The sequence below is a fragment of the Agrobacterium sp. S7/73 genome, assembly GCF_019355535.1.
Taxonomy (GTDB): Bacteria; Pseudomonadota; Alphaproteobacteria; order Rhizobiales; family Rhizobiaceae; genus Agrobacterium; species Agrobacterium tumefaciens.
Genome location: NZ_CP072137.1, coordinates 1,382,501 through 1,408,337 on the forward strand (window position 1 = coordinate 1,382,501; position 25,837 = coordinate 1,408,337).

At 58.0% G+C, this 25,837-nt stretch carries 19 protein-coding genes, 1 tRNA gene, 2 rRNA genes and 1 pseudogene (1 of these 23 only partly in view); 12 read left to right on the forward strand and 11 right to left on the reverse strand.

Annotated elements, in window-relative coordinates:
* The 3 genes from J5276_RS21345 to J5276_RS21355 all read left to right on the forward strand — a co-directional run.
* Positions 1 to 1,429 (forward strand): 23S ribosomal RNA (locus J5276_RS21345) (it extends 1,378 nt beyond the left edge of the window).
* Between the two features lie 221 nt (positions 1,430 to 1,650).
* A 5S ribosomal RNA gene (gene rrf, locus J5276_RS21350) occupies positions 1,651 to 1,765 on the forward strand.
* Positions 1,766 to 2,053: 288 nt separating this feature from the next.
* Positions 2,054 to 2,130: transfer RNA gene (locus J5276_RS21355), tRNA-Met, on the forward strand.
* 378 nt (positions 2,131 to 2,508) lie between these two features.
* Here the strand turns inward: J5276_RS21355 and ftsZ are convergent.
* The 3 genes from ftsZ to J5276_RS21370 all read right to left on the reverse strand — a co-directional run bounded on the left by ftsZ (position 2,509) and on the right by J5276_RS21370 (position 5,615).
* Positions 2,509 to 3,513, reverse strand: coding sequence for a cell division protein FtsZ (ftsZ, locus tag J5276_RS21360; protein WP_174012249.1), 1,005 nt, complete (start codon positions 3,511 to 3,513; stop codon positions 2,509 to 2,511).
* A 57-nt stretch (positions 3,514 to 3,570) separates the two neighbouring features.
* Positions 3,571 to 4,854: a beta-ketoacyl-ACP synthase II gene (gene fabF / locus J5276_RS21365; protein ID WP_060642809.1), complete on the reverse strand. Its 1,284-nt coding sequence runs from the start codon at positions 4,852 to 4,854 to the stop codon at positions 3,571 to 3,573.
* A gap of 173 nt (positions 4,855 to 5,027) precedes the next feature.
* Positions 5,028 to 5,615, reverse strand: coding sequence for a TetR/AcrR family transcriptional regulator (locus J5276_RS21370; RefSeq protein WP_003519277.1), 588 nt, complete (start codon positions 5,613 to 5,615; stop codon positions 5,028 to 5,030).
* Between the two features lie 98 nt (positions 5,616 to 5,713).
* On the opposite strand from J5276_RS21370, the gene J5276_RS21375 reads away from it, so the two are divergent.
* From J5276_RS21375 to J5276_RS30430, 3 genes and pseudogenes are all read left to right on the forward strand, one after another.
* Positions 5,714 to 6,826 carry an efflux RND transporter periplasmic adaptor subunit gene (locus J5276_RS21375; protein ID WP_174012251.1) on the forward strand — a complete coding sequence of 371 codons (1,113 nt, stop codon included), beginning with the start codon at positions 5,714 to 5,716 and terminating at the stop codon, positions 6,824 to 6,826.
* A complete protein-coding gene (locus J5276_RS21380) occupies positions 6,826 to 9,936 on the forward strand; it encodes an efflux RND transporter permease subunit (protein WP_111801726.1) in 3,111 nt (1,036 codons plus the stop codon). The genes J5276_RS21375 and J5276_RS21380 overlap by 1 nt, the downstream gene beginning before the upstream one ends.
* Positions 9,937 to 10,108: 172 nt before the next feature.
* Positions 10,109 to 10,258 (forward strand): annotated as a pseudogene (locus J5276_RS30430) (IS3 family transposase); the annotation flags it as partial.
* A gap of 47 nt (positions 10,259 to 10,305) precedes the next feature.
* On the opposite strand, the gene J5276_RS21385 reads toward J5276_RS30430, so the two are convergent.
* Positions 10,306 to 10,854: a TetR/AcrR family transcriptional regulator gene (locus tag J5276_RS21385; protein WP_065658404.1), complete on the reverse strand. Its 549-nt coding sequence runs from the start codon at positions 10,852 to 10,854 to the stop codon at positions 10,306 to 10,308.
* Between the two features lie 112 nt (positions 10,855 to 10,966).
* On the opposite strand from J5276_RS21385, the gene J5276_RS21390 reads away from it, so the two are divergent.
* The 4 genes from J5276_RS21390 to J5276_RS21405 all read left to right on the forward strand — a co-directional run bounded on the left by J5276_RS21390 (position 10,967) and on the right by J5276_RS21405 (position 15,093).
* Positions 10,967 to 11,755: an SDR family oxidoreductase gene (locus J5276_RS21390; protein WP_003519273.1), complete on the forward strand. Its 789-nt coding sequence runs from the start codon at positions 10,967 to 10,969 to the stop codon at positions 11,753 to 11,755.
* 48 nt (positions 11,756 to 11,803) lie between these two features.
* On the forward strand, positions 11,804 to 12,898 hold the full coding sequence (locus J5276_RS21395) for an alkene reductase (RefSeq protein WP_003519272.1): 1,095 nt from the start codon (positions 11,804 to 11,806) through the stop codon (positions 12,896 to 12,898).
* A gap of 254 nt (positions 12,899 to 13,152) precedes the next feature.
* The gene (locus tag J5276_RS21400; protein WP_003519271.1) at positions 13,153 to 13,977 is read left to right on the forward strand and encodes an oxidoreductase; all 825 of its coding nucleotides are present in this window, start codon (positions 13,153 to 13,155) and stop codon (positions 13,975 to 13,977) included.
* A 111-nt stretch (positions 13,978 to 14,088) separates the two neighbouring features.
* The gene (locus tag J5276_RS21405; protein ID WP_003519270.1) at positions 14,089 to 15,093 is read left to right on the forward strand and encodes an NADP-dependent oxidoreductase; all 1,005 of its coding nucleotides are present in this window, start codon (positions 14,089 to 14,091) and stop codon (positions 15,091 to 15,093) included.
* 40 nt (positions 15,094 to 15,133) lie between these two features.
* Here the strand turns inward: J5276_RS21405 and J5276_RS21410 are convergent, their stop codons facing one another.
* Positions 15,134 to 15,715: a TetR/AcrR family transcriptional regulator gene (locus J5276_RS21410; protein ID WP_003519268.1), complete on the reverse strand. Its 582-nt coding sequence runs from the start codon at positions 15,713 to 15,715 to the stop codon at positions 15,134 to 15,136.
* Between the two features lie 219 nt (positions 15,716 to 15,934).
* The gene (locus J5276_RS21415; RefSeq protein ID WP_111802151.1) at positions 15,935 to 18,220 is read right to left on the reverse strand and encodes an FdhF/YdeP family oxidoreductase; all 2,286 of its coding nucleotides are present in this window, start codon (positions 18,218 to 18,220) and stop codon (positions 15,935 to 15,937) included.
* Positions 18,221 to 18,376: 156 nt separating this feature from the next.
* Here J5276_RS21415 and J5276_RS21420 point away from each other — a divergent pair, with 156 nt between their 5' ends.
* Together J5276_RS21420 and J5276_RS21425 are read left to right on the forward strand one after the other, a co-directional pair.
* The gene (locus tag J5276_RS21420) at positions 18,377 to 19,600 is read left to right on the forward strand and encodes an MFS transporter (RefSeq protein WP_038494749.1); all 1,224 of its coding nucleotides are present in this window, start codon (positions 18,377 to 18,379) and stop codon (positions 19,598 to 19,600) included.
* Positions 19,601 to 19,610: 10 nt separating this feature from the next.
* Complete coding sequence (locus J5276_RS21425; RefSeq protein ID WP_003519263.1) at positions 19,611 to 20,726, forward strand: FAD-dependent monooxygenase; 1,116 nt, start codon at positions 19,611 to 19,613, stop codon at positions 20,724 to 20,726.
* 96 nt (positions 20,727 to 20,822) lie between these two features.
* Here J5276_RS21425 and J5276_RS21430 read toward each other — a convergent pair whose 3' ends face one another.
* The 5 genes from J5276_RS21430 to J5276_RS21450 all read right to left on the reverse strand — a co-directional run bounded on the left by J5276_RS21430 (position 20,823) and on the right by J5276_RS21450 (position 25,563).
* Positions 20,823 to 22,496, reverse strand: a complete 1,674-nt coding sequence (locus tag J5276_RS21430; RefSeq protein WP_003519261.1) for an FAD-dependent oxidoreductase — start codon at positions 22,494 to 22,496, stop codon at positions 20,823 to 20,825.
* Between the two features lie 58 nt (positions 22,497 to 22,554).
* Complete coding sequence (locus tag J5276_RS21435) at positions 22,555 to 22,860, reverse strand: UBP-type zinc finger domain-containing protein (protein WP_003519260.1); 306 nt, start codon at positions 22,858 to 22,860, stop codon at positions 22,555 to 22,557.
* Between the two features lie 28 nt (positions 22,861 to 22,888).
* Entirely contained in the window at positions 22,889 to 23,260 is a 372-nt protein-coding gene (locus J5276_RS21440) for a response regulator transcription factor (protein ID WP_003519258.1), read from the reverse strand.
* 91 nt (positions 23,261 to 23,351) lie between these two features.
* Positions 23,352 to 23,993, reverse strand: a complete 642-nt coding sequence (locus tag J5276_RS21445; protein WP_003519256.1) for a response regulator transcription factor — start codon at positions 23,991 to 23,993, stop codon at positions 23,352 to 23,354.
* Entirely contained in the window at positions 23,986 to 25,563 is a 1,578-nt protein-coding gene (locus J5276_RS21450) for an ATP-binding protein (protein WP_003519254.1), read from the reverse strand. The genes J5276_RS21445 and J5276_RS21450 overlap by 8 nt, the downstream gene beginning before the upstream one ends.
* Between the last annotated feature and the right edge of the window lie 274 nt (positions 25,564 to 25,837).

A 25,837-nucleotide genomic window follows, 5' to 3' on the forward strand; every position in this document is an offset into this window, starting at 1 on the left:
TGAGCAGGGTTAGCCGGCCCCTAAGACGAGGCGGACACGCGTAGTCGATGGGAACCACGTTAATATTCGTGGGCCTGGTGGTAGTGACGGATCTCGTGTGTTGTACATTCTTACTGGATTGAATGTGCGGCGAAGAGGTTCCAGGAAATAGCTCCACCGTATAGACCGTACCCGAAACCGACACAGGTGGTCAGGTAGAGTATACCAAGGCGCTTGAGAGAACTATGTTGAAGGAACTCGGCAAATTGCACGCGTAACTTCGGAAGAAGCGTGACCCCATTTTACGCAAGTATGATGGGGTGGCACAGACCAGGGGGTAGCGACTGTTTATCAAAAACACAGGGCTCTGCGAAGTAGCAATACGACGTATAGGGTCTGACGCCTGCCCGGTGCTGGAAGGTTAAAGGGAGGGGTGCAAGCTCTGAACTGAAGCCCCAGTAAACGGCGGCCGTAACTATAACGGTCCTAAGGTAGCGAAATTCCTTGTCGGGTAAGTTCCGACCTGCACGAATGGCGTAACGACTTCCCCGCTGTCTCCAACATAGACTCAGTGAAATTGAATTCCCCGTGAAGATGCGGGGTTCCTGCGGTCAGACGGAAAGACCCCGTGCACCTTTACTATAGCTTTACACTGGCATTCGCCAAGGCATGTGTAGGATAGGTGGTAGGCTTTGAAGCAGGGACGCCAGTTCTTGTGGAGCCATCCTTGAAATACCACCCTTATCTTCGTGGATGTCTAACCGCGGTCCGTTATCCGGATCCGGGACAGTGTATGGTGGGTAGTTTGACTGGGGCGGTCGCCTCCGAAAGAGTAACGGAGGCGCGCGATGGTGGGCTCAGACCGGTCGGAAATCGGTCGTCGAGTGCAATGGCATAAGCCCGCCTGACTGCGAGACTGACAAGTCGAGCAGAGACGAAAGTCGGTCATAGTGATCCGGTGGTCCCGTGTGGAAGGGCCATCGCTCAACGGATAAAAGGTACGCCGGGGATAACAGGCTGATGACCCCCAAGAGTCCATATCGACGGGGTTGTTTGGCACCTCGATGTCGACTCATCGCATCCTGGGGCTGGAGCAGGTCCCAAGGGTATGGCTGTTCGCCATTTAAAGCGGTACGTGAGTTGGGTTCAGAACGTCGTGAGACAGTTCGGTCCCTATCTGCCGTGGGTGTAGGAATATTGACAGGATCTGTCCCTAGTACGAGAGGACCGGGATGGACGTATCTCTGGTGGATCTGTTGTCCTGCCAAGGGCATAGCAGAGTAGCTATATACGGAATGGATAACCGCTGAAGGCATCTAAGCGGGAAACCAACCTGAAAACGAGTGTTCCCTATCAGAGCCGTGGAAGACGACCACGTTGATAGGACGGGTGTGGAAGCATGGCAACATGTGAAGCTTACCGTTACTAATAGCTCGATCGACTTCTTCGTTCCCATTGTTCATGCTCATCAAAGATGAGCATCATCTGTTCTGTCCTGACGCGCATAGCGCTCCGGACGGGCCGCGCCACAGGGCGCGACGACCTCTGGTCTGTATGGCAAACATACGGGAAGGGTCGCAGAAAGACGTGTTAAATTAAATGAAGCGCAAGCTTCCCAGCTTCTCGAAACAACACTCATGTGAAAACATGAACTGTGTTGCGTTTTGCCGACCTGGTGGTTATCGCGGGGCGGCTGCACCCGTTCCCATTCCGAACACGGCCGTGAAACGCCCCAGCGCCAATGGTACTCCGTCTCAAGACGCGGGAGAGTAGGTCGCTGCCAGGTCTGCAAAACGCAACAAATATCTTCTCAAGCAAACTCTTCGGCCCAGCCGATACAAAGGGCCGCTCAAAGCGGCCTTTTTGCATTGCGTAACATGAAAACATAAGGAAAACGCAACGTGCGTCCCTTAAAGGAGACAAATCGCCTTCGGCAATTTGCTCCGGAACTATACATCACAGCGTCCCTGTGATGCAGTCGCGATAAATCCAATACGGATTTACGCTGGTCGCGATAAATCCCATAGGGATTTACGCTGGTCGCGATAAATCCCATAGGGATTTACGCTGGTAACGCGGGGTGGAGCAGCCCGGTAGCTCGTCAGGCTCATAACCTGAAGGCCGCAGGTTCAAATCCTGCCCCCGCAACCAATATCTTCAAGACTATCAACAACAAAGCCCTCCCATCCCGGAGGGCACTTTGCGTTTAGAGCCTTGGATACCGCAAATGACTTGCTGGTGGTACAGCCCCGTGGGGCTCTGGTAGCGTGCAGCTAGGCCTTTGTAAAACACGAGCCGGAACAAGCACTTCAAGCGCTCAGAGCGGCATTCACTTTGTGATCAGGGTTTCCGCGTCACCGACGTGGCGTTGTTTCGGCAGATTTGGGCAAGGTCGCAGGCAGGCGTTTTCTCTCGATCGATTTCACTGGAATTTTCTATGTCGCCCTATCTTGGGCCGGGCGGTAGCAGACACGCAGGCACTCTCAAGTCTTCAAGGACATGCTCGCTCGAGGGTGCAAAGGAGCAGGCTCACCCCGTGCGCTCCGCAAGAAAGGTCACCTCTGCCGGTTGCCGCAATCCGCTTGCGACAACGGACACTTTCAGTCGACCCGCAAGCGCATCGTCGAACGTCGCGCCGATCACGACATCGGCGTTAGCGTCGACCTCTTCGCGCACGCGCGTGGCTGCTTCGTCCACATCGAACAGCGTCATGTCCGGTCCACCGGAAATCGAGACGAGGAGCCCTTTGGCACCTTTGACCGATGTGTCGTCAAAAAGCGGATTAGCAATCGCTGCTTCGGCGGCAGCTCTTGCACGTCCTTCGCCTGCCGCTTCTCCCGTGCCCATCACAGCTCGGCCCATACCGCGCATCACTGACCTTAGGTCGGCGAAATCGAGATTGATAAGCCCTTCCCTGACAATCAGATCGACGACGGAGCTGACGCCTGCATAAAGAACCCGATCCGCCATTTCGAAAGCCTCAGCAAACGTCGTTGTGGCATCTGCCACCCGGAAGAGGTTCTGATTTGGGATCACGATCACGGCATCCGCGCTTTCGGCTAAACACTCTACCCCGTGTCGGGCCATTCGCATTCGATGTATGCCCTCAAATGCGAATGGCATGGTTACCACGCCGACCGTCAGTATTCCGGCCTTCCGCGCAGCTCGAGCTATAACAGGCGCGGCGCCCGTTCCAGTGCCGCCCCCCATGCCCGCGGTCACGAAACACATATGCATCCCGGTCAGATGGTCCATGATTTCGTCGATCGTTTCTTCGGCCGCCGCTTGTCCGACCTCGGCGAGTGATCCGGCCCCAAGCCCGCCAGTCGCGATCAGGCCGAGTTGCACAACTCGTGGGGCTTTAGACATGGAGAGAGCTTGTGCATCGGTGTTTGCTGCAATGAATTCTACCCCTTGCAGCTTCTGCGCCATCATGTTGTTGACCGCATTACCACCACCGCCGCCGACGCCTATAACGGCAATCCTCGGTTTGAGGTGCAGTATGTCCGGTGTCGTGCCCAAGGTTTGGTTCATTGACGTTCAAGTCCCAAGCGAAAACAGTTTCAGCGTGTGGTGGCGCGACGGTGATCCTCAGCCAGCGCCGTTTGCCTTCGGCCACCGCCGGAACACTGCGCTCGCATTGACACCGCCAAAACCGAAACCATTGGATATTGCGAATTCAGCGTCTAATTGGCGCGCGTGGTTCGCCACAAAATCGATGCCTTCGGCTTCCGGATCCGGAGCATTCAGGTTGAGAGTTGGCGGCGCAATCTGGTGCTGGAGTGCCAGAATGGTGAAGATTGCTTCCAATCCTCCAGCCGCGCCAAGTAGGTGTCCTGTCGCTGACTTCGTCCCGCTTACAGCGACAGTCTTCTCGGAACCAAAGATACTTTTGATGGCCCTGATTTCGCCGAGGTCTCCGACCGGGGTCGAGGTGGCGTGGGCATTCAGATGACCAATTTCGCGGGGGGAAATGCCTGCCTGCGCAATGGCGATCTCCATGGCTCTTTTGGCACCGTTCCCGTCTTCTGGTCCTGACGTGATGTGATGAGCGTCGGCTGTCGTGCCGTAGCCGACGAGTTCGGCAATTGGTGTAGCGCCGCGAGCAATTGCGTGGCTCAGGGATTCAATGACAAGCATGCCCGCTCCTTCGCCCATGACAAAGCCATCGCGTGATGTGTCGAAGGGGCGCGATGCCTTGTCCGGCGTTTCGTTGAAAGCAGTCGACAGAGATCTGGCGGCTGCAAAACCTCCGAGGCTGACGATGTTCATGCAGGCTTCTGTTCCGCCGCATATCGCAATTTCGGCTTCATTTGACCGAATAAGCCTCGCAGCATCGCCAATTGCCTGAACGCCGGCGGCGCACGCGGTTACCGGTGCACCGAGAGGGCCTTTGAAGCCATGACGGATTGAGACATGCCCGGCTGCGAGATTGACCAGAAACGACGGTATGGTGAAGGGCGAAAGGCGACGGACACCGCGTTGATCGACGGTGCGGACCGCTTCGGTTATCGCAGGAAAGCCGCCGATACCGGACGCGATAATCGTCGCGGTCCTCAGCCGTTCCTCATTCGAGGTCGGCTTCCAGTTTGCTTGTGCAAGCGCTTCTTCCGCGGCTGCCAGTGCAAATATGATAAAACGGTCGACCTTGCGTTGGTCCTTCGGAGCCACAATGGTGTCGGGATCGAAGCCGCCCTCGGGATCTTCCATCAATGAGGGGACAACGCCCCCGATTTTCGATGGAAGGTCCGCCACCACGTCGTCACCCAGCCGTCGAATGCCACTTCGACCCGCGAGCAGGCGCGACCAGGAGATACCGACATTCGCTCCAAGGGGACTGACAGCTCCCATTCCTGTGACAACGATACGACGCATGTTTTACACCTGTTCTTCGTTTAAATTGGCATGCCTTCGGCATCCCGACCGACGGTGCGGTCAGGGCCTGTTCTCTGGATATCCAGTTTCTTCAGTGCCTAAATCGCATCCGCCCGAACCCGACGCGGCGACTGCGTTTGGCTTTTGTTTTCCCTAGCTACCGAGCGCGATCCTCAGGCCGCATGATCAGCGCCTGCGATGCGCCTGATTTCCTCCGCCGCTGCGTCGAGGATTCCTTGAGACGTATTCTCGTCTTCCATGATCCGCGACAGGGTAACGGCGCCGACCATGAGAGACAGGATCGCCATCGCCTTGCCGCTGGGATTGGAGCTTCTGGTGTCATCAAGCAGTTCATTGAGCACCTCGAAGTGAGCGCGTATCCCATCCTCGAATGGACGCCTGACTTCTTCACTCTGCCGAGTAGCGTCCGACCCCAGTGCCACCAGGGGGCAACCTTCTGCCTTTTCTCCACGGTGGTCCTTTGACAGATAGAACGCCATCACTGCTTCGAGAGGATCGGAACTGTCCGCAGCCGCTTCAGACCATCTGCGTGTAGCGCTTTCCATCGCGCGCCTCGAAGCCTGGGCTGCAAGATCGTCCTTCGATGCAAACTGCTTGTAGAACCCGCCTTGAGTGAGTCCTGCACCCTTCATCAAATCTTTCAGGCCAATGCCATCGAATCCGTGCTCGCGAAACAGACGGCTGGCAACGTTGATCACCGTCTCCCGATTTTCCTCGGCTTGTGCCCGGCTCACTCTCATATCGACCTCCGGTTAGATTTCGTTTGACATTTATATCGCACATAGATTTAGATCGCAATCTAAATCATTTGCACCGCTGGTCAAGAAGAGAACTTACAATGAAACGCAAACATGTCCTGACTGTCGTGGGTCTTGTCGCAGCGGCTGGGGCCGCCGCCTTTTTCCTCGTTTCTGAAACCCCAAAACGGGAAGCCGAGGCCGCAGACCCAAGGACGGCTTCACCACTGGTAAGGATTGCGGAGGCGAAAAGGACAGGCAGGGCCGACCGGTCATTCACCGGGACGGTCGCATCGCGCGTTCAAAGCAATCTCGGATTTCGCGTTCCCGGTAAAATCGTGGAGCGGCTGGTCGATGTCGGTCAGCAGGTCAAACAGGGCCAACCGCTGATGCGCATTGATGAGACCGATCTTCAGCTTGCACTGACAGCAAAGCGGAATTCGGTCATATCAGCGCGTGCTATTCTGCTTCAGGCGCAAGCCGATGAGAAGCGCTATGCGGCACTGGTCAAGAATGGCCTGGCGGCCACGCCCCAGCGTTACGAACAGGCAAAGGCGGCTCTCGATACAGCGACGGCACAGCTTGCGGCGGCCGAGGCGGAAGCGGAGGTTGCCGAGAATGCGGCAACCTACACCACTCTTGTTGCTGACTCGGATGGAACGGTCGTCGAAACTCTCGGTGATCCGGGACAAGTGGTCGCCGCCGGCCAGACGGTTGTTCAACTCGCAAAGGCCGGCCCTCGCGAGGCGGTCGTCTGGCTGCCTGAGACACTGCGACCTAAGGTGGGATCGGAAGCACAGGCCAGTGTTTATGGAAGCGACGGGCTTAGTGGAAACGCCAGACTGCGACAAATCTCCGATTCGGCTGATCCTCAAACGAGAACCTATGAAGCGCGTTACATTCTTGAGGGTGATGCGGCCTCAGCACCGCTTGGCGCCACTGTAACAATCAGAACACCGGATGCCGAACGCCAGTCGGAAGTCACCGTGCCCGTCGGCGCCATTCTGGACGACGGTAATCGCACAGGTGTGTGGATCGTCGACGGCGCAACGTCAAAGGTGAAGTTCACCCCGATTAAAGTTCAGCAGATTGGCGAGGAGACGGCATTTGTCACGGGGATCGGCACCGGGGAGCAGGTCGTTGCCCTCGGCGCGCATCTTCTCGACGATGGTGCGACCGTCAGGATTGCCTCGAGCCGAGAGGTGAAAAACTAATGCGCTTCAACCTGTCAGCCATCGCGGTTCGCGAACGCGCTATCACCCTGTTCTTTATCGTGCTGCTGGCCGCAGCCGGCGTCTACGCTTTCGTCAAGCTGGGGCGCGCCGAGGATCCGTCCTTTACCATCAAGACATTGACGGTCACGTCAGTCTGGCCGGGTGCAACAGCGCGAGAAATGCAGGACCTGGTCGCCGAGCCGCTTGAGAAACGTATTCAGGAACTGACCTGGTACGACCGCGTCGAGACCACAACGAGGCCAGGTTACGCTTTCCTGACCGTCACCCTCAAGGATAACACGCCGGCAAGTGCGGTTGCAGAAGAGTTCTATCAGGCGCGCAAGAAGCTTGGCGACGAAGCCCGCAATCTCCCCCCGGGCGTGATGGGCCCATTCGTCAACGACGAATATTCTGACGTGAGTTTCGGCCTCTATGCCCTGAAGGCAAAGGGAATGCCGATGCGCGATCTCGTTCGGCAAGCGGAAGTCATCCGCCAGGACCTCCTGCACGTGCCTGGCGTCAAGAAAATCAACATCGTCGGCGAGCGCCCCGAGCAGATTTTCGTCGAGTTCTCCTATGCGAAGCTCGCGACACTCGGCATATCCGCGCAGGATATCGCTTCTGCGTTGCAGCGACAGAACACGGTCACGCCTGCGGGTTCAATCGACACACGAGGCCCACAGGTCTTTATCCGCTTCGACGGAGCTTACAACAGTGTGCAGGCGATTGCCGACACGCCGATCGTTGCTGCTGGACGAACCCTGAAGCTCTCCGATCTTGCAGAGGTGCGACGCGGTTATCAGGATCCCGCCACGTATATCATCCGCCACGAAGGTGAACCGACAATCATGCTGGGTGCGGTGATGCAGGCGGGATGGAACGGTCTTGATCTCGGCAAGGCGCTTGAGGCTCGCTCTGCCGCCATTGCGCAAACGTTGCCGCTGGGGATGACGCTTACCAAAGTCAGCGACCAGGCCGTCAACATCGATGAAGCCGTCGGCGAGTTCATGCTCAAGTTCGCGATGGCGCTTGGCGTGGTTCTGTTTGTCAGTCTGGTGGCACTTGGCTGGCGCGTTGGTATTGTTGTCGCTCTTGCTGTGCCACTCACCCTTGCGGTGGTCTTTCTCATCATGCTGGAGACCGGGCGCTTCTTCGACCGCATCACGCTTGGCGCTTTGATCCTCGCGCTTGGCCTTCTAGTTGACGATGCCATCATTGCCATCGAAGTGATGGTGGTGAAGATGGAGGAGGGCATGGACCGCATCAAGGCGGCCGCCTATGCCTGGAGCCATACGGCAGCGCCGATGCTGTCCGGCACGCTGGTCACGATCATCGGGCTGATGCCCGTGGGTTTTGCCAAGTCGACCGCAGGCGAATATGCCGGTAACATCTTCTGGGTCGTGGGCTTTGCGCTCATCGTATCCTGGATCGTCGCCGTCACCTTCACGCCCTATCTCGGTGTGAAGATGTTGCCCAACATCAAGCCGGTCGAGGGCGGTCATCACGCCATCTATGACACGCCGAATTATCGCCGTCTGCGCTCCGTCATCGAGTTCGCTGTCCGCCATAAGTTCATGGTCTGCGCCGTGGTCGGCATTTCCATGGCCGTTTCGGTCGTTGGAATGGGCGGCGTGAAACAACAGTTTTTCCCGACATCGGATCGGCCTGAGGTGCTGGTTGAGGTGCGCATGCCCGAGGGCACAAGCATCGAGGCGACGGCATCTGCGGTGAAGAAAGTCGAGGACTGGCTGCAAACTCAGCCTGAGACCAATATCGTCACGTCGTACGTAGGGCAGGGCGCACCCCGGTTCTTCTTTGCCATGGCACCGGAACTACCTGACCCTGCCTTCGCCAAGGTCGTCGTGCTCACACCCGATGCCCACGCACGTGAAGAACTGAAGCATCGCCTTCGTGCAGCTATTTCGGAGGGTCTTGTTCCTGAAGCGTCCGTCCGCGTCACCCAGCTTGTGTTTGGTCCTTACACGCCGTTCCCGGTCGAGTTCCGGATCATGGGTCCCGATCAGGATGAACTCTACAGGATTTCTGAGCAGGCTCTGGCGATCATGAAGACTATCCCCGATGTTCGCCAAGCCAACCGTGACTGGGGCAACCGAACACCCGTTCTGCGATTTGTGCCCGACCAGGAGCGGCTCAATCTGATTGGTCTTTCTCCATCGGAGGCAGCCCAGCAATTGCAGATGCTGCTCTCCGGCATCCCCGTTACGCAGGTGCGCGACAATATCCGCAACGTGCCCGTCGTCGCTCGCAGTGCTGGCGAAAACCGCCTCGATCCGTCACGTCTTGCCGATTTCTCTCTGATGAGCAGGGATGGCCGTCAGGTTCCGCTGGATCAACTCGGGCACTCCGAAATCCGGTTTGAAGAACCTATCCTGAAGCGTCGTGACCGCACGCCTGTCATCACGATCAGGTCTGATATCAACGAGGCGACGCAGCCTCCGGAGGTTTCCCAACAGGTTATGAAAGCTCTGCAGCCACTCATCGCGTCGCTTCCCGTTGGATATCGTATCGAGATGGGCGGCAACATCGAGGAGTCTCTCAAGGCGAATACGGCACTCGCTCAGGTTTTCCCGGTGATGATTGCTGCCATGCTGATCGTCATCATTCTGCAGGTTCGCAGTCTCTCGACAATGACAATGGTGATGCTGACAGCGCCGCTTGGTCTTGCCGGGGTGGTTCCGACCCTGCTCCTGTTCAATCAGCCTTTCGGCTTCAACGCCATTCTCGGCTTGATCGGACTGGCGGGTATCCTGATGCGCAACACGCTTATCCTGACAGAGCAAATCAAGGAGAACCAGGCGGCGGGGCTTGATGACTATCATGCCGTTATCGAAGCGACAGTGCAGCGGACACGACCCGTGATCCTGACGGCTCTCGCGGCGATCCTGGCGTTCATACCTCTGACCCACTCAGTATTTTGGGGGTCGATGGCCTATACCCTGATCGGTGGAACGGCAGCAGGCACGGTGATGATCCTGCTCTTCCTTCCGGCTCTCTATGCTGTCTGGTTCCGGATCAAGCCACCCAAGGCGGGTGCCGAAAAAGAGACGGTCGAGCACGTAGGGCAGCCACTGGCGCTCGCGGCAGAGTAGGGGCGTCCATGCGTGCCGGCTCAAACCTGAAGCGTGATGTGACGGCGGCATTTAAGGGCAGCAGGAGCCGAACAATGCGTGGCCTCACACCATCTGGCCGAGCACCGTTGAAAGGCTGGGATTTTCCATCTTATCCACATCCGGACCGATCTTCCGCCCGGACTAGTAGCACGGATACCAGACCCCGGCAGCCTATGCCGGGATCATCACTGCGCCCGGCTCCAATGCTGCGGGAGATCAAAGCTTCGCTTTGCCACCGATTTGCCACACCGCGCCAAATGGAATGTTGAAAAACGCAGAACCTCCAATCGCATTTGGATGAAGGTTCCGTGGGAGGTCATGCCGGTACGCGTCGTCGTTTTTTGCGGACTAACTGACGCTGTTGTCGATCCATGCGTGCGTCTGTTCCAGAATCTCGTCCGATAGTTCCGGATCGTCGATTGCCCGGGCGAGTATGACCGCCCCAACCATGGCCGCCCAGCTTCCTATCGCTGTGCGCCGGCGATCTGCCGGGTCCAGTTGCGGGAGTGCCTTTTCGATCCGGCTGATCTGCGCACGAAGGCCTTCTGTCATGGCGGAGCGCGCCGGCGGCGTCTGATGGCGAATTGCTGCAGCGAGACCGGCGGTTGGGCAGCCACCGGCAGCGTTGTCGCGATGGCGAGGCGCAAGATAGGATTTGACGAAATCGCTGAAGTTGCCTCCTCCGACGCTATCTGAAGCAAGGGCATGGGCAAGGGTCTCCGCGACCAGATCGTCTTTTGAACTGAAATGTCCATAAAAGCCGCCGTGAGTAAGACCGGCTGCCTTCATCACCTCCGCAACGCTGACGGCATCGAACCCCTTGTCGCGAAACAGCCGGCTGGCGACATCCAGAATCCGGCGACGGTTTTCCGCCATCTGTTCTCGGCTGACCTTCATTTTCACAATTCTCCCAACATGGTCGTTGACATTTACATGATGGCTATCATATTTAAATCCAATCATGACGATTGTCATGAATATAGGTTCCATCACAGAAAAGAGCAATCCCATGAGCACAAATCCTGCAGTCCTCATCACCGGCGCCTCCACCGGTATTGGTGCAACCTATGCCGATCGGTTTGCGCGGCGCGGCCACGATCTCGTGCTGGTCGCCCGTGACGTGGCGCGAATGGAGGCCGTTGCAAGCCGTCTGCGACAGGAAACCGGCGTGGCCATAGACATCGTCCAGGCGGATCTCACGCAACTCGCCGATCTTGCGAAAGTAGAGACGAGACTGCGCGACGATGACAGCATCGGCATCCTCGTCAATAATGCCGGAACGGCCATCGGTGGAACGTTCATCGAGCAGAGCACCGACGACATGGCCCGGCTTGTTGCACTCAACTCGACTGCACTCGTTCGCCTTGCCAGCGCAATTGCTCCTCGACTCGTCAAGAAAGGTGAGGGTGCAATCGTCAACATCGGCTCCGTGGTTGGTCTGGCGCCGGAGTTCGGCATGACGGTCTACGGCGCAACCAAGGCCTTTGTCCTCTTCCTGTCTCAGGGGCTTAGCCTCGAGCTTGGACCGAAGGGCGTCTACGTTCAGGCTGTTCTTCCCGCCACGACTCGAACCGAAATCTGGGACCATGTCGGCGCCGACGTCAATGCACTGAACAACGTCATGGAGGTGGGCGATCTTGTGGATGCGGCTCTGGTCGGCTTCGACCGTCGCGAGCCGGTGACCATCCCGCCGCTTCCCGATGCCGGTCAGTGGGAAGCCTTTGAAGCTGCGCGCAAGACCATGCTGGCCAACTTCGGCAATGCGCTGCCAGCCGAACGGTACCGCACCGTCGCTTGAGCAGACCGCGCAACCCATACCGCTGCGGCGGCAACACATAGGTAAATCATGACTAAAAAGACGCTTTTCGAACCCTATACGCTCGGCTCCTTGACGCTTTCCAACCGGATCGTCATGGCGCCCCTGACGCGCAATCGCGCCGGTTCGGGCTTTGTCGCAGGTGACCTGACGGCTGAATATTACGGCCAGCGTGCTTCTGCCGGGCTCATCATTTCCGAGGCCACGCAAATATCACAGCAGGGGCAGGGATACCAGGACACGCCCGGTATCTATACCCAGGCGCAGATCGAAGGCTGGCGCAAGGTCACCAGTGCGGTGCACGAGAAGGGTGGCCATATATTCCTCCAGCTCTGGCACGTCGGTCGCATCAGCCATGTTGATCTCCAGCCGAACGGCGCAGCGCCGGTTGCCCCTTCAGCCATCCGCGCCGAGACAAAGACGTTCGTCAACAATGCCTTCGTGGACGTTTCGCAACCCCGTGCCCTTGAACTGGAAGAGCTTCCTGGGATCGTCGACGATTTCCGTCAGGCAGCAGCCAACGCCATCGAGGCTGGTTTCGATGGTGTCGAGATCCACGGGGCCAACGGCTATCTGCTTGATCAGTTCGCCAAGGACGGTGCCAATGTTCGCACAGACGCCTATGGCGGCTCTGTCGAAAACCGTGCGCGCCTCATGCTGGAAGTCACGGCCGCGGTTGTCCAGGAAATCGGCGCTGCACGCACCGGCATCCGCATCTCGCCGGTCTCGCCCGCCAATGGCATTTCGAGTACTGATCCGCAGGCGCAGTTCGATTACATCGTCGATCAGCTCGAAGCCCTTGGCATCGTGTACATTCATGTCGTCGAGGGTGCCACAGGTGGGCGGCGCGATGTCGCGCCATTCGACTTCGGATCATTGCGCCGTCGCTTCAGCAAGACCTATATCGCCAACAACGGCTATGACCTCGAACTGGCGACTTCGCATCTTACCGAGGGCCTGGCGGATCTGATCGCCTTCGGCCGGCCGTTCATTGCCAATCCCGATTTGGTTGAACGATTGAAAAGCGATGCGCCGTTGGCAGAGATAAACCCGGCTACGCTCTACGGTGGCGGTGCTGCGGGTTATATCGATTACCCCTCTTTGGCGGCAGCTGCCGGGCGTTGACTACTTTTGGGGTCGCTCGCTGGTGCGGCCCCATCAAATCAGTGTGCTGTGCCTGATCCGTTGCGGATTGGTGCCGGGTCCCGACACTGAAGGGTTACCCTTTCCCTCGCCGTCTGAAAGTCACGCTTGACTTTAATGATGATATATATCATTAAAAATCATCAATGATGACGGAAATCATCATAAAATTAGTGTCGTAAAACCATATGCCTTGGCGGCAATCCATGGTGATACCGAAAAGAGAGAAAGACGCTATGGCGACGTTTGCTACTAAAAGACAGAAGACTGCCTTTGTGACCGGGGCTTCCAGTGGGATTGGCAAGGCGGCCGCCACGGCTCTGGCCCGGGCAGGCTACCGGGTGATTGGCACGAGTCGTAAGGCCGCACCTGGCGAGATACGTGATGGCATTCGGATGATTGCTTGTGACGTGACTTCCGATTTGTCTGTCTCGGATGCCGTGGCGCTGGCGCATCAGGAACTTGGCCGTATCGACCTTCTGGTCAACAATGCCGGTTACGCCCTGTCCGGGGCGGCCGAAGAAAGCTCGGTGGATCAGGTTCGTTCGCTGTTCGAAACCAATTTTCTGGGTGTCGTTCGGGTGACCAATGCCGTGTTGCCGATGATGCGCCAACAGGGCTATGGCAGGATATTGAACATCGGCTCTGTCCTGGGCTTAATACCCGGTCCTTTTGGAGCCTATTACTCGGCCAGCAAGCACGCCATTGAGGGCTATTCGGAATCGCTGGACCATGAGGTTCGCCAGTTCGGCATCCGTGTCGCCGTGATCGAGCCTTGGGCAACGAAAACTTCGATCGAGGCCAACTCTCCGCAAGGCGACCGTCCGGTTGCAGCCTATGGCCAGACACTGGCCAGATACCGCACGGCGTTTGACTTGGCCATGGCGACCGGCGACACGGCGGATGATGTTGCGGCCACCATCCTGATGGCGGCGCAGGACAAGGCGCCGCGGTTGCGCTACCCCTCCGGCAAGGCGGCCCGGCAGACCTCGTTTGCCCGGCGTTTCCTGCCGCGCGCGCTGTTTGATCGAACCTTGCGCAAGCAATTCAACATCGCGTGAGCGAGAATGACGGCCACGGCAGGGCCTTCCAACAACATGCTCAGTTCGCGCTGAAAGCCTTGGCTTTTTTAGCCATCTGAGCCGATAATATTTTTACACTGGAGAACGTCCGTGAAAGCCTTCGTTGTCGACAAATACAAAAAGAAGGGCGCCTTGCGTCTGGCAGACATGCCCGAGCCCCGGATGGGCGCGAATGATGTTCTGGTTCGCATTCAGGCCACGGCGATCAACCTTCTGGATTCCAAGGTAAGGGACGGCGAGTTCAAGCTGTTCCTGCCCTATCGCCCGCCCTTTATTCTGGGTCACGATCTAGCCGGAACGGTTGTAAGCGTGGGCGCGAATGTGCGGCAATTCAAGGCTGGGGACGAGGTTTACGCCCGTCCGAGGGATCACCGGGCTGGTACCTTTGCAGAGTTCATCGCAATTGACGCCGCCGATGTAGCGCTGAAGCCCGCGAGCCTTTCGATGGAGCAGGCTGCATCCATACCGCTGGTTGGACTGACCGCCTGGCAGGCGCTGGTGGAGGTCGGCAAGGTCAAGCCCGGCCAGAAAGTGTTCATTCAGGCTGGTTCCGGAGGGGTTGGGACCTTTGCCATCCAGCTTGCCAAGCATCTCGGCGCCACGGTGGCCACCACGACCAGTGCCGCGAATATTGACCTGGTCAAAAGCCTCGGCGCCGATGTGGTGATCGACTACAGGACGCAGGATTTCGAACAGGTGCTATCCGGTTATGATCTGGTGCTGAACAGTCAGGATGCCAAGACGCTGGCCAAGTCGCTGAATGTTCTGAAACCGGGTGGTCGGTTGATATCGATCTCGGGGCCGCCGGATGTTCCCTTTGCCAGATCTCTGGGGCTGAACCTGTTCCTGCGCTTGGTGGTACGGATGCTGAGCCGGGGCGTGCTGAAGAAGGCGAAAAGCCGGGGCGTCTTGTATTCCTTCCTGTTTATGCGCGCGGAAGGGCAACAACTTGCCCAGATCGCCAAGCTGATCGACGCCGGCGTGATCCGTCCGGTCGTGGACAAGGTATTTCCCTTTGCTCAGACGGCGGAGGCCTTGGCCCATGTAGAGACCGGGCGCGCCAGGGGCAAGGTCGTTGTGAAGGTCGCAGACTGAGTTCGTATTTTGCAGGAGATGGGGCCGCATGGCTGCGGCCCTATTGCTCCCGCCCGCCATTTTCGACAGAGGCCCGGCAATCGGCGCGGCAAATATCGAGAATTTCATCCGCCAGGGCCGATGCGTCCGGGCAGGCCCGCGATAGCACGATGGCCCCGACAGCTTGCGCCATAATGCTGATGGCTTGCGTGCGGGCATTTGAGCCGGCGGGCTGGTTCGCCGCAAGATTGCTCTCCAGTGCGTCAACAAGGCGCTCGATGCCTTCGCCGAAAACAGCTCTGGTTTCGTTTGGCAGCCGCGCTGCTTCCCCGCTCAGTGCAGCGGCCGTGCAGCCTTGGCCACGCGCATCACGATGCGTGCGCGAGATGTAGGCGTCGATCATCTCGCCCAAATCATACCCGGCATAGCGTGCCAACGTTTCGGAAAACCCTTTGGCGGAGGTTTCTGCTATGAGCGCCTCCTTCGAGACGAAGTGGTTGTAAAATCCACCATGGGTCAGGCCCGCACCCTCCATCAGGTCAGCCACGCCAACGCCATCGAACCCTCGTTCGCGAAACATCCCGGATGCAATCGCAACAATCCGGTCATGATTTTCCTGCTTCTTTTCCTTGGTGATCCGCATGTCAGAACCCTTTCGACGGCGCCGTCTCCATGATGTTGGATATTATCATGGATTGAGAGTATTGCTGACGCTTATCATTAATAATGCGCTCAACACAAGGAACACGTCGTATCGGCTACCTAATTTTCCGTCCTTCGCCGCCGACATCTTGTCGCTGGCTGCAACGAAGCTTCTGTTTCTGGGAAGCTGGCCCGGATTGTTTGGTAAAATAAAGCTCGGTTACGTGGATCGGCGTATCCTCACTGGAACGCCCTTATATGCTGGGGTCCCGGATTTCCTGTCGTAGTCTGCGAGGGCAATGACCTGGTTCATTTCGGGGTAATAACCTGCTACCGAGCCGGGCGGAATATTGTAGGCAACGGCGGTAAATCCGGTAGCGGTTTTGGCGCCACTCCCGCAAATTGCTTCGACATCGATGAGGTCTCCGTCTCTTAGTCCCCGCGTTTCAAGGTCCCGCTGGTTCATGAAGATGACGTCGCGGCGACCGTAGACACCACGGTAGCGGTCGTCGAGGCTGTATATGGTGGTGTTGTACTGGTCATGACTGCGCAAGGTGGTCAGCAAAAGGGCTTCGGGGTCGTGCAAGCGTGTGTCCTCATCAAGGCCCGGTGCGACGAGAAATTCGGCCTTGCCGGACGGCGTATTCCACACACGATCAGAAGCCGCGACAGTGAGCCGGAAGCCTCCGGGCGTTTTCACGCGCGTATTGAAATCATGAAAATCGGGAAATACGATTTCGATCTTGTCGCGGATCTGCTCATAGTCGCCGGCCATGCCGTCCCAGTCGATGTCGTGCCGGTTACCTAGCGTCGCCTTGGCCATGCCGGCAACGATCCAGGGTTCCGAGCGCAACTCATCGCTTGGCGGTTTGAGGAAACCGCGCGACGCGTGCACCATCGACATGGAATCCTCTACCGTGACGGATTGGCGCCCTGTCGCCTGAATATCCAGATCCGTTCGGCCCAGAACCGGCAGGAGGATCGATGTCTTTGCCAGCAGCAGATGCGAGCGATTGAGCTTTGTCGCAAGATGAACGGCCATATCGAGTTTCCGCATGCCCGCGAACGTCGCTTCAGGATCGGACATGGCGACAGCAAGATTGCCACCAAGACACACCAACGCTTTCGACCTGCCCTCAATGATGGCCTCGATTGCCTCCACGGCATTATGGCCCTTTTCACCAGACGGGCGGAAACCGAAGGCTTTCTCCATGCCAGCAAGAAGAGCCTCGTTGGGAATTTCAGTGATGCCGACGGTCCGATCGCCCTGAACGTTGGAATGGCCGCGCAGGGGACAGATACCGGCGCCTGGCCGGCCTATATTGCCGCGCAGCATCAGGAAATTGGCGAGTTGCTGCACATTGGCCGTGCCATGGGCATGCTGTGTGATGCCCATGCCATAACAGAGAATGACGTTTTTCGCCTTGAGGTAGACATCCACGGCGCTATCGAGCGCTTCCAGTGACAGGCCGGATTTCTCGATAATTTCCGACCATTGAGTCTGTTCGATATCGGCTTGCAGGGCTTCGAGGCCAATCGTATGCGCCGCGATGAAATCGCGGTCGATGACGCCGGGTCCGCCAGCTTCGATATCGGCCGCGTCCCGCTCGAAGATGCGCTTCATCATGCCCTTGAGTGCGGCAAGATCGCCGCCGGTACGAACCTGATGATAGGCAGACGCGATCGGCGTGGATGACATCGTCGCCATTTCGATCGGATCCTGCGGGGCTGCAAACCGCTCCAGCGCCCGCTCCTTGAGTGGATTAAAGACGACGATCGGCACACCCCTGCGGGAGGCCTCATGTAATGTCGTCATCATGCGCGGATGGTTGGTGCCGGGATTGTGCCCGAACGAAAAGATCGCGTCGGCATGATCGAAATCCTCCAGCGTTACAGTGCCCTTGCCGACACCGATCGACAGGGGCAGACCGACGCTGGTGGCTTCGTGGCACATGTTGGAACAGTCGGGGAAATTGTTGGTGCCATAGGCGCGAACGAAGAGCTGAAAGAGAAACGCCGCTTCGTTGGAGGCACGACCGGACGTGTAGAACTCGGCCATATGAGGGCTGGGAAGGGCGTTCAACTCCGAGGCAATACGCGCGAATGCGGCATCCCATTCGATCGGCACGTAGCGGTCACTGGCATGATCATAGATCAGCGGATGCGTCAGGCGCCCCTGATCTTCAAGCTTGTGGTCGGTCCATTGCCAGAGATCAGTCACCGAATGAGCGGCAAAGAAATCGGGGCCAACCCGCTTGGCCGTCGATTCCCAGGTGATCGCTTTTGCTCCGTTCTCGCAGAACTCAAACGAACTTGTGTGCTTCGGATCGGGCCAGGCGCAGCCGGGACAATCGAAGCCTTCGGGCTGGTTTGCCTTTAACAATGTCGCCGCGCCCTCGGCGATGATCTGCTGGTGAGCAAGGGTTTTGGCAACGGCTTTTAGTGCGCCCCAGCCACCTGCTGGCGCTGTATAATGCTCTATCCCATCCGGCCGCTTCTCGCTCATCACAGTCTCCCTTCAGCGTGTTTCAATAAATCTAGCATCGAACGCATCAGTACGAACCTAGACCGATGTATAGGTCCAGGTAGACGTCTATCGAATGTGCGGCCAACGAGATTGAGCATATTTTGCCCAGATCAAGATTGGCGGTGGAACAGTATCATGGAAAAGACAGGACAGATGCAAGCCGGGGCGGCAAGCGCCACCCACAATGATGCGATCGGACAAGTGGCGCTTCTGGCCATGGCCGTCGCGGGCGGTATTGCCGTCGCAAACATCTACTACAATCAGCCGATGCTCGGGCTCATCGAGGCGGATTTCAGTCGGCAGCCAGTCACCGGCATGGTGCCCACCGCAACGCAACTCGGTTACGCACTGGGGTTGTTCCTTTTACTGCCGCTCGGCGACCTCGTTAATCGCCGCCGGATGATCATCGGGCAATTCGTGGTGCTTGCCGCCGCGCTTGCGCTGGCTGCACTGGCGCCGACGGCCTGGATGCTGGTTGCAGCATCGGTCATGGTTGGAGCATGCTCGACAGTCGCCCAGCAAATCGTGCCCTTTGCGGCATCGCTGGCCGCGCCGGAAAAGCGCGGCGCCACAATCGGCACCGTTATGGCAGGCGTATTGTCGGGCATATTGTTCAGCCGCACCCTCTCGGGCTTTGTGGGCGAACACGCCGGCTGGCGGGAAATGTTCTGGATCGGCGTACCGCTTGCCCTGCTCGCCGCGGGCCTCATGTTTGCGGTCCTGCCGCATCATCGGCCAACCTCGACTTTGCGATATCATCAGGCGCTCCGGTCGCTCGGCCAGCTATGGAAACGCCACCCGGCCTTGAGGGCAGCGACCATCATCCAGGCGTTTCTGTTCGCGTCGTTCACGGCCTTCTGGACCATCCTCGCTCTCTATCTGGCGGGGCCAGAATTTCAGCTCGGTGCGGATGTCGCGGGTCTGTTTGGGATCGTCGGTGCGGTCGGCATATTTGCAGCGCCTCTGGCAGGAGTTGTTGCCGACAGACGGGGACCGCATTTCGTGGTCTGGATGGGCGCCGGATTGACGATCGCCGCCTGGCTTATCTTCGGCCTCTGGGCATCGATCGCTTCCTTGGTTGTGGGCGTCATCGTGCTTGATTTCGGCATACAGAGCGCGCTGATTTCTAACCAGCACATCATTTATGCCCTGGATGCCGATGCGCGTAGCCGTCTCAACACGGTCTTCATGACTGGAATGTTTCTGGGGGGTGCCACAGGTTCGGCGATGGCGACACTGGCCTGGGGGCAGGGCGACTGGCTCGTCGTCAGCCTTCTCGGCGCGGCGTTTGGCCTCGCAGCCTTCGCGGTTAAAATATTTCATCATCGCCGGCATTCGCTGACGGTTGTCGGAAACTGAGGGCGGAACGATGGAAAAACTACGCATAGGAATCGTCGGCGGTTCGCTTGCCGGCCTCTTCGCTGGCATCATGTTACAACAGGCTGGCCACGATGTCCGCATCTACGAGCGATCGAAGAGCGGTCTTGCAGGTCGGGGAGCGGGCCTCGTCGGTCAGAGGGACCTGCTGCACATTCTCCGGCTGATTGGCTGCGAGCATGTCGCCCGTATCGGCGTGGTGGCTAAGGAACGCATCTATCTCGATCAGGATGGCGTTATCGCCCAGACCGTTAAGGCGCCCCAGACCCAGATCTCCTGGGACTACCTGTTCGAAACTGTCGCTTCTCGCATCGCTTCAGGAAGCTATGTGCTGGGTCGGGATGTCGTCAAAGTGCTGGATGGCGAGAGTGGCGCGGAGCTGATTTTTGGTGACGGCACGCGGGTGAATGTCGATCTGGTTATCGGTGCCGATGGCCTTGGTTCGGTGGTGCGCGCAGCGGTCAATCTCGGAGACACGCAAAACCGCTATTCCGGCTATGTCGCATGGCGTGGATTGATCCCGGAAACGAGGCTTCCAACGGCAGCTAATCTGCTTCTCGACCGGTTTGCCTTTCATGTCAGGCCCGGCGTACATGCGCTCGGTTACCTTGTCCCGGGCTCGAAGGGCGAAATGGACATCGGCAATCGCCGATATAACTGGGTCTGGTATCGCAAAGTGCCAGCAAGCGAACTTGCCCACACGTTCACCGATCTAGATGGGCGAACGCATGCATTTTCGCTGCCGCGTGGTGGCTTGTCGAGCGACCATCTGGAGGCGTTGCGCGTCGATGCGCTGCAGATGCTTCCGCCGCAATTCGCCCAGGCGGTCGAGGCGGAGCCAAGCCCCTCTATCCAGGGCATTTTCGACTACGAGTCGCCCCGCATGACGGGCCGTTCGGTCGTCCTCATCGGCGACGCCGCCTTTGTCGCGCGTCCGCACACCGCGATGGGCGTGTCGAAGGCAGCGGGCGATGTCATGGCGTTGAGCGACAGCCTGGAGTCCGAGGTTGACCTTCCCAGTGCCTTGCAGCGGTTCGAGGATGAGCGCATCGCGGTTGGCCGAGAAATCGTTGCTTATGGCCGGCAACTCGGTGCGTCGGCTATCTGAGTATCGACCGGCTGTCTGTCACGGTACTCAAGAACGATATTTTTAACCCGCTGGCTTCTGCCAGCGGGTTTTTGATTTTGAGAAAGGTCGGATGCTTCAGTTTGGGGGCTTTATCAGGCTTAGTGCGGCGTGGATTTGCGAGACGACGGCGGCACCTTCCCCCACTGCTGCCGCGACCCGCTTGGTCGATCCGGCACGGACATCCCCGATGGCAAAGACATTCGGCAGGCTGGTTTCGAGGGGCAATGGCTTGCGGGAAAAACGACAATGCTCATCGAAGGATTGCCCAGTGACGATGAAGCCCTTGTCATCGGTTTGCACCCGGCTGCTGATCCAGCCAGCGTTCGGATCCGCGCCGATAAAAAGGAAGAGATGATGAAGCGGCAAGGTGTTCACGCTTCCATCCAGGCGGTTGCGCAGTCTTGCGGAGGAGATGCCAGTGGCGTTATCGCCATTGATCGCGTCCACTTCGCAATGCATGTGCAGTTGGACGTTCGGCAGGGCCTTGATACGGTCGATCAGATATTGCGACATCGTATCTTCGAGTGCGCGCCGCACGACCAGATGAAGTGTCTTGACCTGAGGCGCCAGAAAAACGATGGCCTGGCCTGCCGAATTGCCGCCGCCAACCAGGACGATCTCTTCGCCGGCGCAAAGTTTTGCCTCGATCGGCGAGGCCCAATAGGAAACGCCGTTGCCCTCGAAACCGTCAATGTTGGTGATGTCCGGTCGCCTGTAGCGAGCGCCGGATGCGATGACGACACTGCGGGCCGTCACCGATTTTCCACCGTCGAGTTCGAGCGCCAGCACACCTGCGTCATCTTTCGGAGGGATCAGATTTTTGACAGCGACGGGAAGAACCATTTCCGCCCCGAACTTGAGAGCCTGATTGTAGGCACGTCCCGCCAACGCCTGTCCGGATATGCCCGTCGGGAAGCCGAGATAGTTTTCGATCCGAGACGAAGCGCCGGCCTGCCCCCCAATCGAGTGTTCATCGATGACAAGGACGTCGAGCCCTTCCGAAGCGGCATAGACGGCGGTGGCAAGGCCCGCCGGTCCAGCGCCGACAACAGCTACGTCATAGAGCTTTCCGGGCTTGAGGTCCGGCGTCATGCCGAGACATGCTGCGGCCTCCGCATCTGTCGGTTTCTTGAGCACGGTGCCGTTGGGGCAGACCATTAGCGGAAGGTCGGAGGCGAGAATACCCAGGCGTTCGATCAGCGCCTTACCTTCACCCTCCATGGCAGCATCAAGTACGATGTGGGGAAAGGCATTGCGGGCTAGAAATCCTTGCAGACGCGAGAGCGCGGCATTGCCAGCGGTTCCAATCAGAACAGAACCTGCGCCTGCATCGATCAGACCGACGCGGCGCAGGATGAAGGCGCGCATGATGATTTCGCCGACATCGGCCGATCCGATCACCAAGGCCCGCAAATGGGCGGCATCAAAGGGAATGGCCGTGCAGCCCTCGGACCCGGCGCGGGCCCCGGCAAGTGTCGGTCGACCCGACAGCTGGTTGACTTCGCCAGACAACTGGCCTGCTCCATGCGTCGTGATCGGCGCCTCGCCGGAAAGACCTTCGTGGCGAAACACGTCCATCGATCCCTTCAGCACCAGCCAGGCGGGCGCTGCGTGGTCTCCTACCTTGTAGACGAAGTCACCACGAGCGAAATATTTTGGCTCGCCGCTGGCAAAACGCTTGGCCGTCTCGACCTGATGGGGGTTGAGCACCGGAAACATCTGGTCCAGGCGCGCGCTGAGATCTGCCATCTGTTACCTCCAGCTGGAAATGTCGTCCGCAGGTCACCGCCGATTTTTCGGCGAAGTTTCAGTAATATCGCGGTATCGGCCCGCGTTGCGGTGTCTGATCAGGCAGGTCCACCATGGTTTCGTCCACATAACACCAGCCCCAGCCTTCCGGCGGGTCATAGCCCTCGATGATGGGGTGGCGGGTGGTGTGGAAATGCGCGGTCGCGTGGCGGCCGGGGGACTGATCGCAGCAGCCGACATGACCACATTCGCGGCAGAGCCTCAAATGAAGCCATATCTGGCCAGTTTCGAGACATTCCTCGCAGCCAAGCGTCATGGGCTTGACCGATCGGATCGTCGGCAGGTGCGAGCATTGATCAGACATGGTTCCACTCCTGAACGTGTTGGAAATTTCAGTGCTTCAGTGCTTCTTCAAGACACAGTATAAGCTGGTTGAAATCGACTGGCTTCCCAAGGAATGCGAATGCACCGCCATCCATTGCCGCTGCTCTCGTTCGCTCGTCGCAATAGGATGTCATGAAGATCATCGGCGGCTTTTGATCACCACGCGAGTTTAACACGTCCTGCATCTGGATGCCGCTTAAGCCTGGCATTTTAACGTCGACCAGCATGCAGTCGATCGCGACGCGATCACCGCGGGCCAGAAAGTCTTCCGCAGACGAAAACAGCCGGCTCTCGTAACCGCAGGACAAAACGAGATCGTCAAGGGCTTCGCGGATCGACCGATCGTCGTCAACGATGGCTATGACAGGTGTTTTGGACAATTTGATTGGGCCTTGCCTCTTAAAATCAACTGGCTTCTATATGCGCCATCGAGACACAACATTGCACCATACAAGGGTCTAGGTTTTGGCCTCAAAGGCCTAGCAGTTCCGCCTTGCGCACCAGTTCGGCTACGGAGCGCGCCTCCATTTTGCGCATGACATTGCCGCGATGCAGCTTGACCGTGATCTCGCTGATCCCGAGGTTGAACGCAATCTGCTTGTTCATCAGGCCTTGCACGACAGCCGTCATGACCTCATGCTCGCGGCGGGTCAATGTCTTGGCCAGTTCCACGACGGCGCCATTTGCAGCAGATTGCTGGCGCATTTCCCGATCTTTCTGAAAAGCGACCGAGACGGCGTCGAGGATGTCCTGGTCCCGAAAAGGTTTGGTCAGGAAGTCGATGGCGCCTGCTTTCATGGCACGGACTGTCATTGGTATATCACCGTGACCCGTCATGAAGATGATCGGCATTCGGTTGCCGAGTTTTTCCAGGTGGAGCTGAAAATCAAGGCCGTTCGCACCGGGCAGGCGAACGTCGAGAAGAATGCAGCCAGGTCGGTCCAGATCGGCATTTTCGAGCAGGTCCTGGGCGCTTTCAAAGGATTTTGCTTCTGTTCGAATTGACAGGAACAGATCGACCAAAGCCTCGCGTATCGCAGTATCGTCATCGACGACGTAGACAACCGGCGTATCGCCGTTCGGCGGTTTGCCGGACTTTCTCGCATCATTCATGGGTTGCCTCCATCGGGACGATCATTTCGAACAATGCGCCACCATTGATGTGATTGCTGGCAGACAGCGTGCCGCCGCGGGCTTCGAGCATGCTGCGGCAGATGGCAAGGCCCATGCCAAGCCCGGTTGGTTTGGTCGTGCAGAATGGTTTGAACAGGTTTTTGAGAACGTCCGGACTGAGCCCGGGACCTGTGTCGAGAACCTTGATGATCACGCTTTGACCATCCCCAGGCTCGATCGTTACCGATATCCGCCGCATCGCTTCCGGGGTTTCGGCCATGGCGTGAAGGGAATTGGTGATCAGGTTGATCAAGACTTGCTGCAGCTCTATCCGCACAGCGTTGACGGTGGGCACATCGCTTGCTTCAGCTATTTCAACAATGACCCCATTTCTGACCAGCTCGCTCTCCATCAGCGCGCGTGTCTCCGTGACGAGATCGGCCAGCGAAACCGACTCGATATCGGGCGGGCGGTTACCAAGCATTGATCTTGCGCTCTGAATGATGTCGCTGGCACGCTGGCTGTCACGAGCGATGCGCTCAGCTGAGCGGGAAACGGCTGCCAGATCCGGCGGGTCGCGATCCAGCCAGCGCTGCAGGGTCTGGGCGTTGACCACCAAGGCGCCGAGCGGCTGATTGAGTTCGTGCGCGAGCGAGGCAGATAACGCACCGACGGTTGCCGCGCGCGACGCCAATGCCAATTCCGCCTGGGCCTCGAACAGTGCTTTCTGGGCGAGTTCCCGTTCCGTAATGTCGAACATACCGACAATGACACGGTTGAAATTGGCAGGATCTTCAGGAAAGCCAACGGTCAGCAGCACAAATTTGCTGGTGCCATCGCTGGTGATGATGCTGCCCTTGCCTTCGAAATGCGTCTCGTTGTTGAAAATTGCCGCGATGAGATCGAGAAAGGTGGCGTCGTCCTGGGCAATATAGCGGCGCATGGCGCCGGGATTGTTGTTGCCCACATGACCCAGCAATTCAAGTGCCGCCGCGTTGGCGGCAACGGTAGGGACGCTGACGATGCATTGCTCCAGAAAATCCGGGTTCTCCCGAGCGTGAGCACTAAGGTCTTTGACACCATCTGCTTTCAACGCCATCAGCATGGCGCGGACCTGCGAATAGTCGCGCTCCCAAAGTGCAACGCGGCTTTGCTCGAAAATCGTCCGGTAGCGCTCTTCGCTGCTCTGCAGGGCGGCATTGAATTTCACAAGATTGAGGCGCGCGCGCTGATTGCGGATGATCAAGGCGCAGGTGATCAACATTGCAGCAACCGCGACCGCCAGGCGTAGGGTTGCGGCGAGGTCGGTTTGCAGCCCATGAGCTGCAAGATACGAGACTGCCGCCAGACTGATACAGATACCGGTCACCAGCATCGTTCCTTTTTCTGTCAGGGTTTCTGCCGACAGAAGCAAGGTGATGACATAGAGCGTGGCAAGCGCGCTGTGAATGTCGGTATAGGTATCGAGATAGAAGATCAGCGCTGCGAGCAAAAATGCGCAGACGAGCACGCAAAGTTCAAAGCGCGCCGGCAGCCGTCTTTCCGGGTTTACCAGGACCAGCGAATGCAAGGAGATTTCCCACGTTGAGATCGACCGCATTATCAAGCCATCCCTGCTGCCAAAACGCAAATGGCAATTCCAATATTCCTATGCAAACTCAATCTCATAACCGCGCAAAAAAGAAAGGCCATTCCAGGACTGGGATGGCCTCAGATGGATCGCGACATCCATGTGAAAGGGCGCGCTTGAAAATTCAGGGTGCATTGGCATCCAGCATCTCTTCAGTGGAGGGCCTGAATTTGTAGCCTCGGTTCGGCAGGCGAGCCACTATACTTAGGTGTCA

Excerpts from the sequence above, each read along its gene's own strand:
- J5276_RS21425 (WP_003519263.1), top strand. The coding sequence starts at position 19,611 with ATGGAAAAACTACGCATAGGAATCGTCGGCGGTTCGCTTGCCGGCCTC.
- ftsZ (WP_174012249.1), bottom strand. The coding sequence starts at position 3,513 with ATGAACCAAACCTTGGGCACGACACCGGACATACTGCACCTCAAACCG.
- J5276_RS21420 (WP_038494749.1), top strand. The coding sequence starts at position 18,377 with ATGGAAAAGACAGGACAGATGCAAGCCGGGGCGGCAAGCGCCACCCAC.
- J5276_RS21400 (WP_003519271.1), top strand. The coding sequence starts at position 13,153 with ATGGCGACGTTTGCTACTAAAAGACAGAAGACTGCCTTTGTGACCGGG.
- J5276_RS21410 (WP_003519268.1), bottom strand. The coding sequence starts at position 15,715 with ATGCGGATCACCAAGGAAAAGAAGCAGGAAAATCATGACCGGATTGTT.
- fabF (WP_060642809.1), bottom strand. The coding sequence starts at position 4,854 with ATGCGTCGTATCGTTGTCACAGGAATGGGAGCTGTCAGTCCCCTTGGA.
- J5276_RS21370 (WP_003519277.1), bottom strand. The coding sequence starts at position 5,615 with ATGAGAGTGAGCCGGGCACAAGCCGAGGAAAATCGGGAGACGGTGATC.
- J5276_RS21390 (WP_003519273.1), top strand. The coding sequence starts at position 10,967 with ATGAGCACAAATCCTGCAGTCCTCATCACCGGCGCCTCCACCGGTATT.
- J5276_RS21430 (WP_003519261.1), bottom strand. The coding sequence starts at position 22,496 with ATGGCAGATCTCAGCGCGCGCCTGGACCAGATGTTTCCGGTGCTCAAC.
- J5276_RS21415 (WP_111802151.1), bottom strand. The coding sequence starts at position 18,220 with ATGAGCGAGAAGCGGCCGGATGGGATAGAGCATTATACAGCGCCAGCA.
- J5276_RS21435 (WP_003519260.1), bottom strand. The coding sequence starts at position 22,860 with ATGTCTGATCAATGCTCGCACCTGCCGACGATCCGATCGGTCAAGCCC.
- J5276_RS21445 (WP_003519256.1), bottom strand. The coding sequence starts at position 23,993 with ATGAATGATGCGAGAAAGTCCGGCAAACCGCCGAACGGCGATACGCCG.
- J5276_RS21375 (WP_174012251.1), top strand. The coding sequence starts at position 5,714 with ATGAAACGCAAACATGTCCTGACTGTCGTGGGTCTTGTCGCAGCGGCT.
- J5276_RS21395 (WP_003519272.1), top strand. The coding sequence starts at position 11,804 with ATGACTAAAAAGACGCTTTTCGAACCCTATACGCTCGGCTCCTTGACG.
- J5276_RS21380 (WP_111801726.1), top strand. The coding sequence starts at position 6,826 with ATGCGCTTCAACCTGTCAGCCATCGCGGTTCGCGAACGCGCTATCACC.
- J5276_RS21385 (WP_065658404.1), bottom strand. The coding sequence starts at position 10,854 with ATGAAGGTCAGCCGAGAACAGATGGCGGAAAACCGTCGCCGGATTCTG.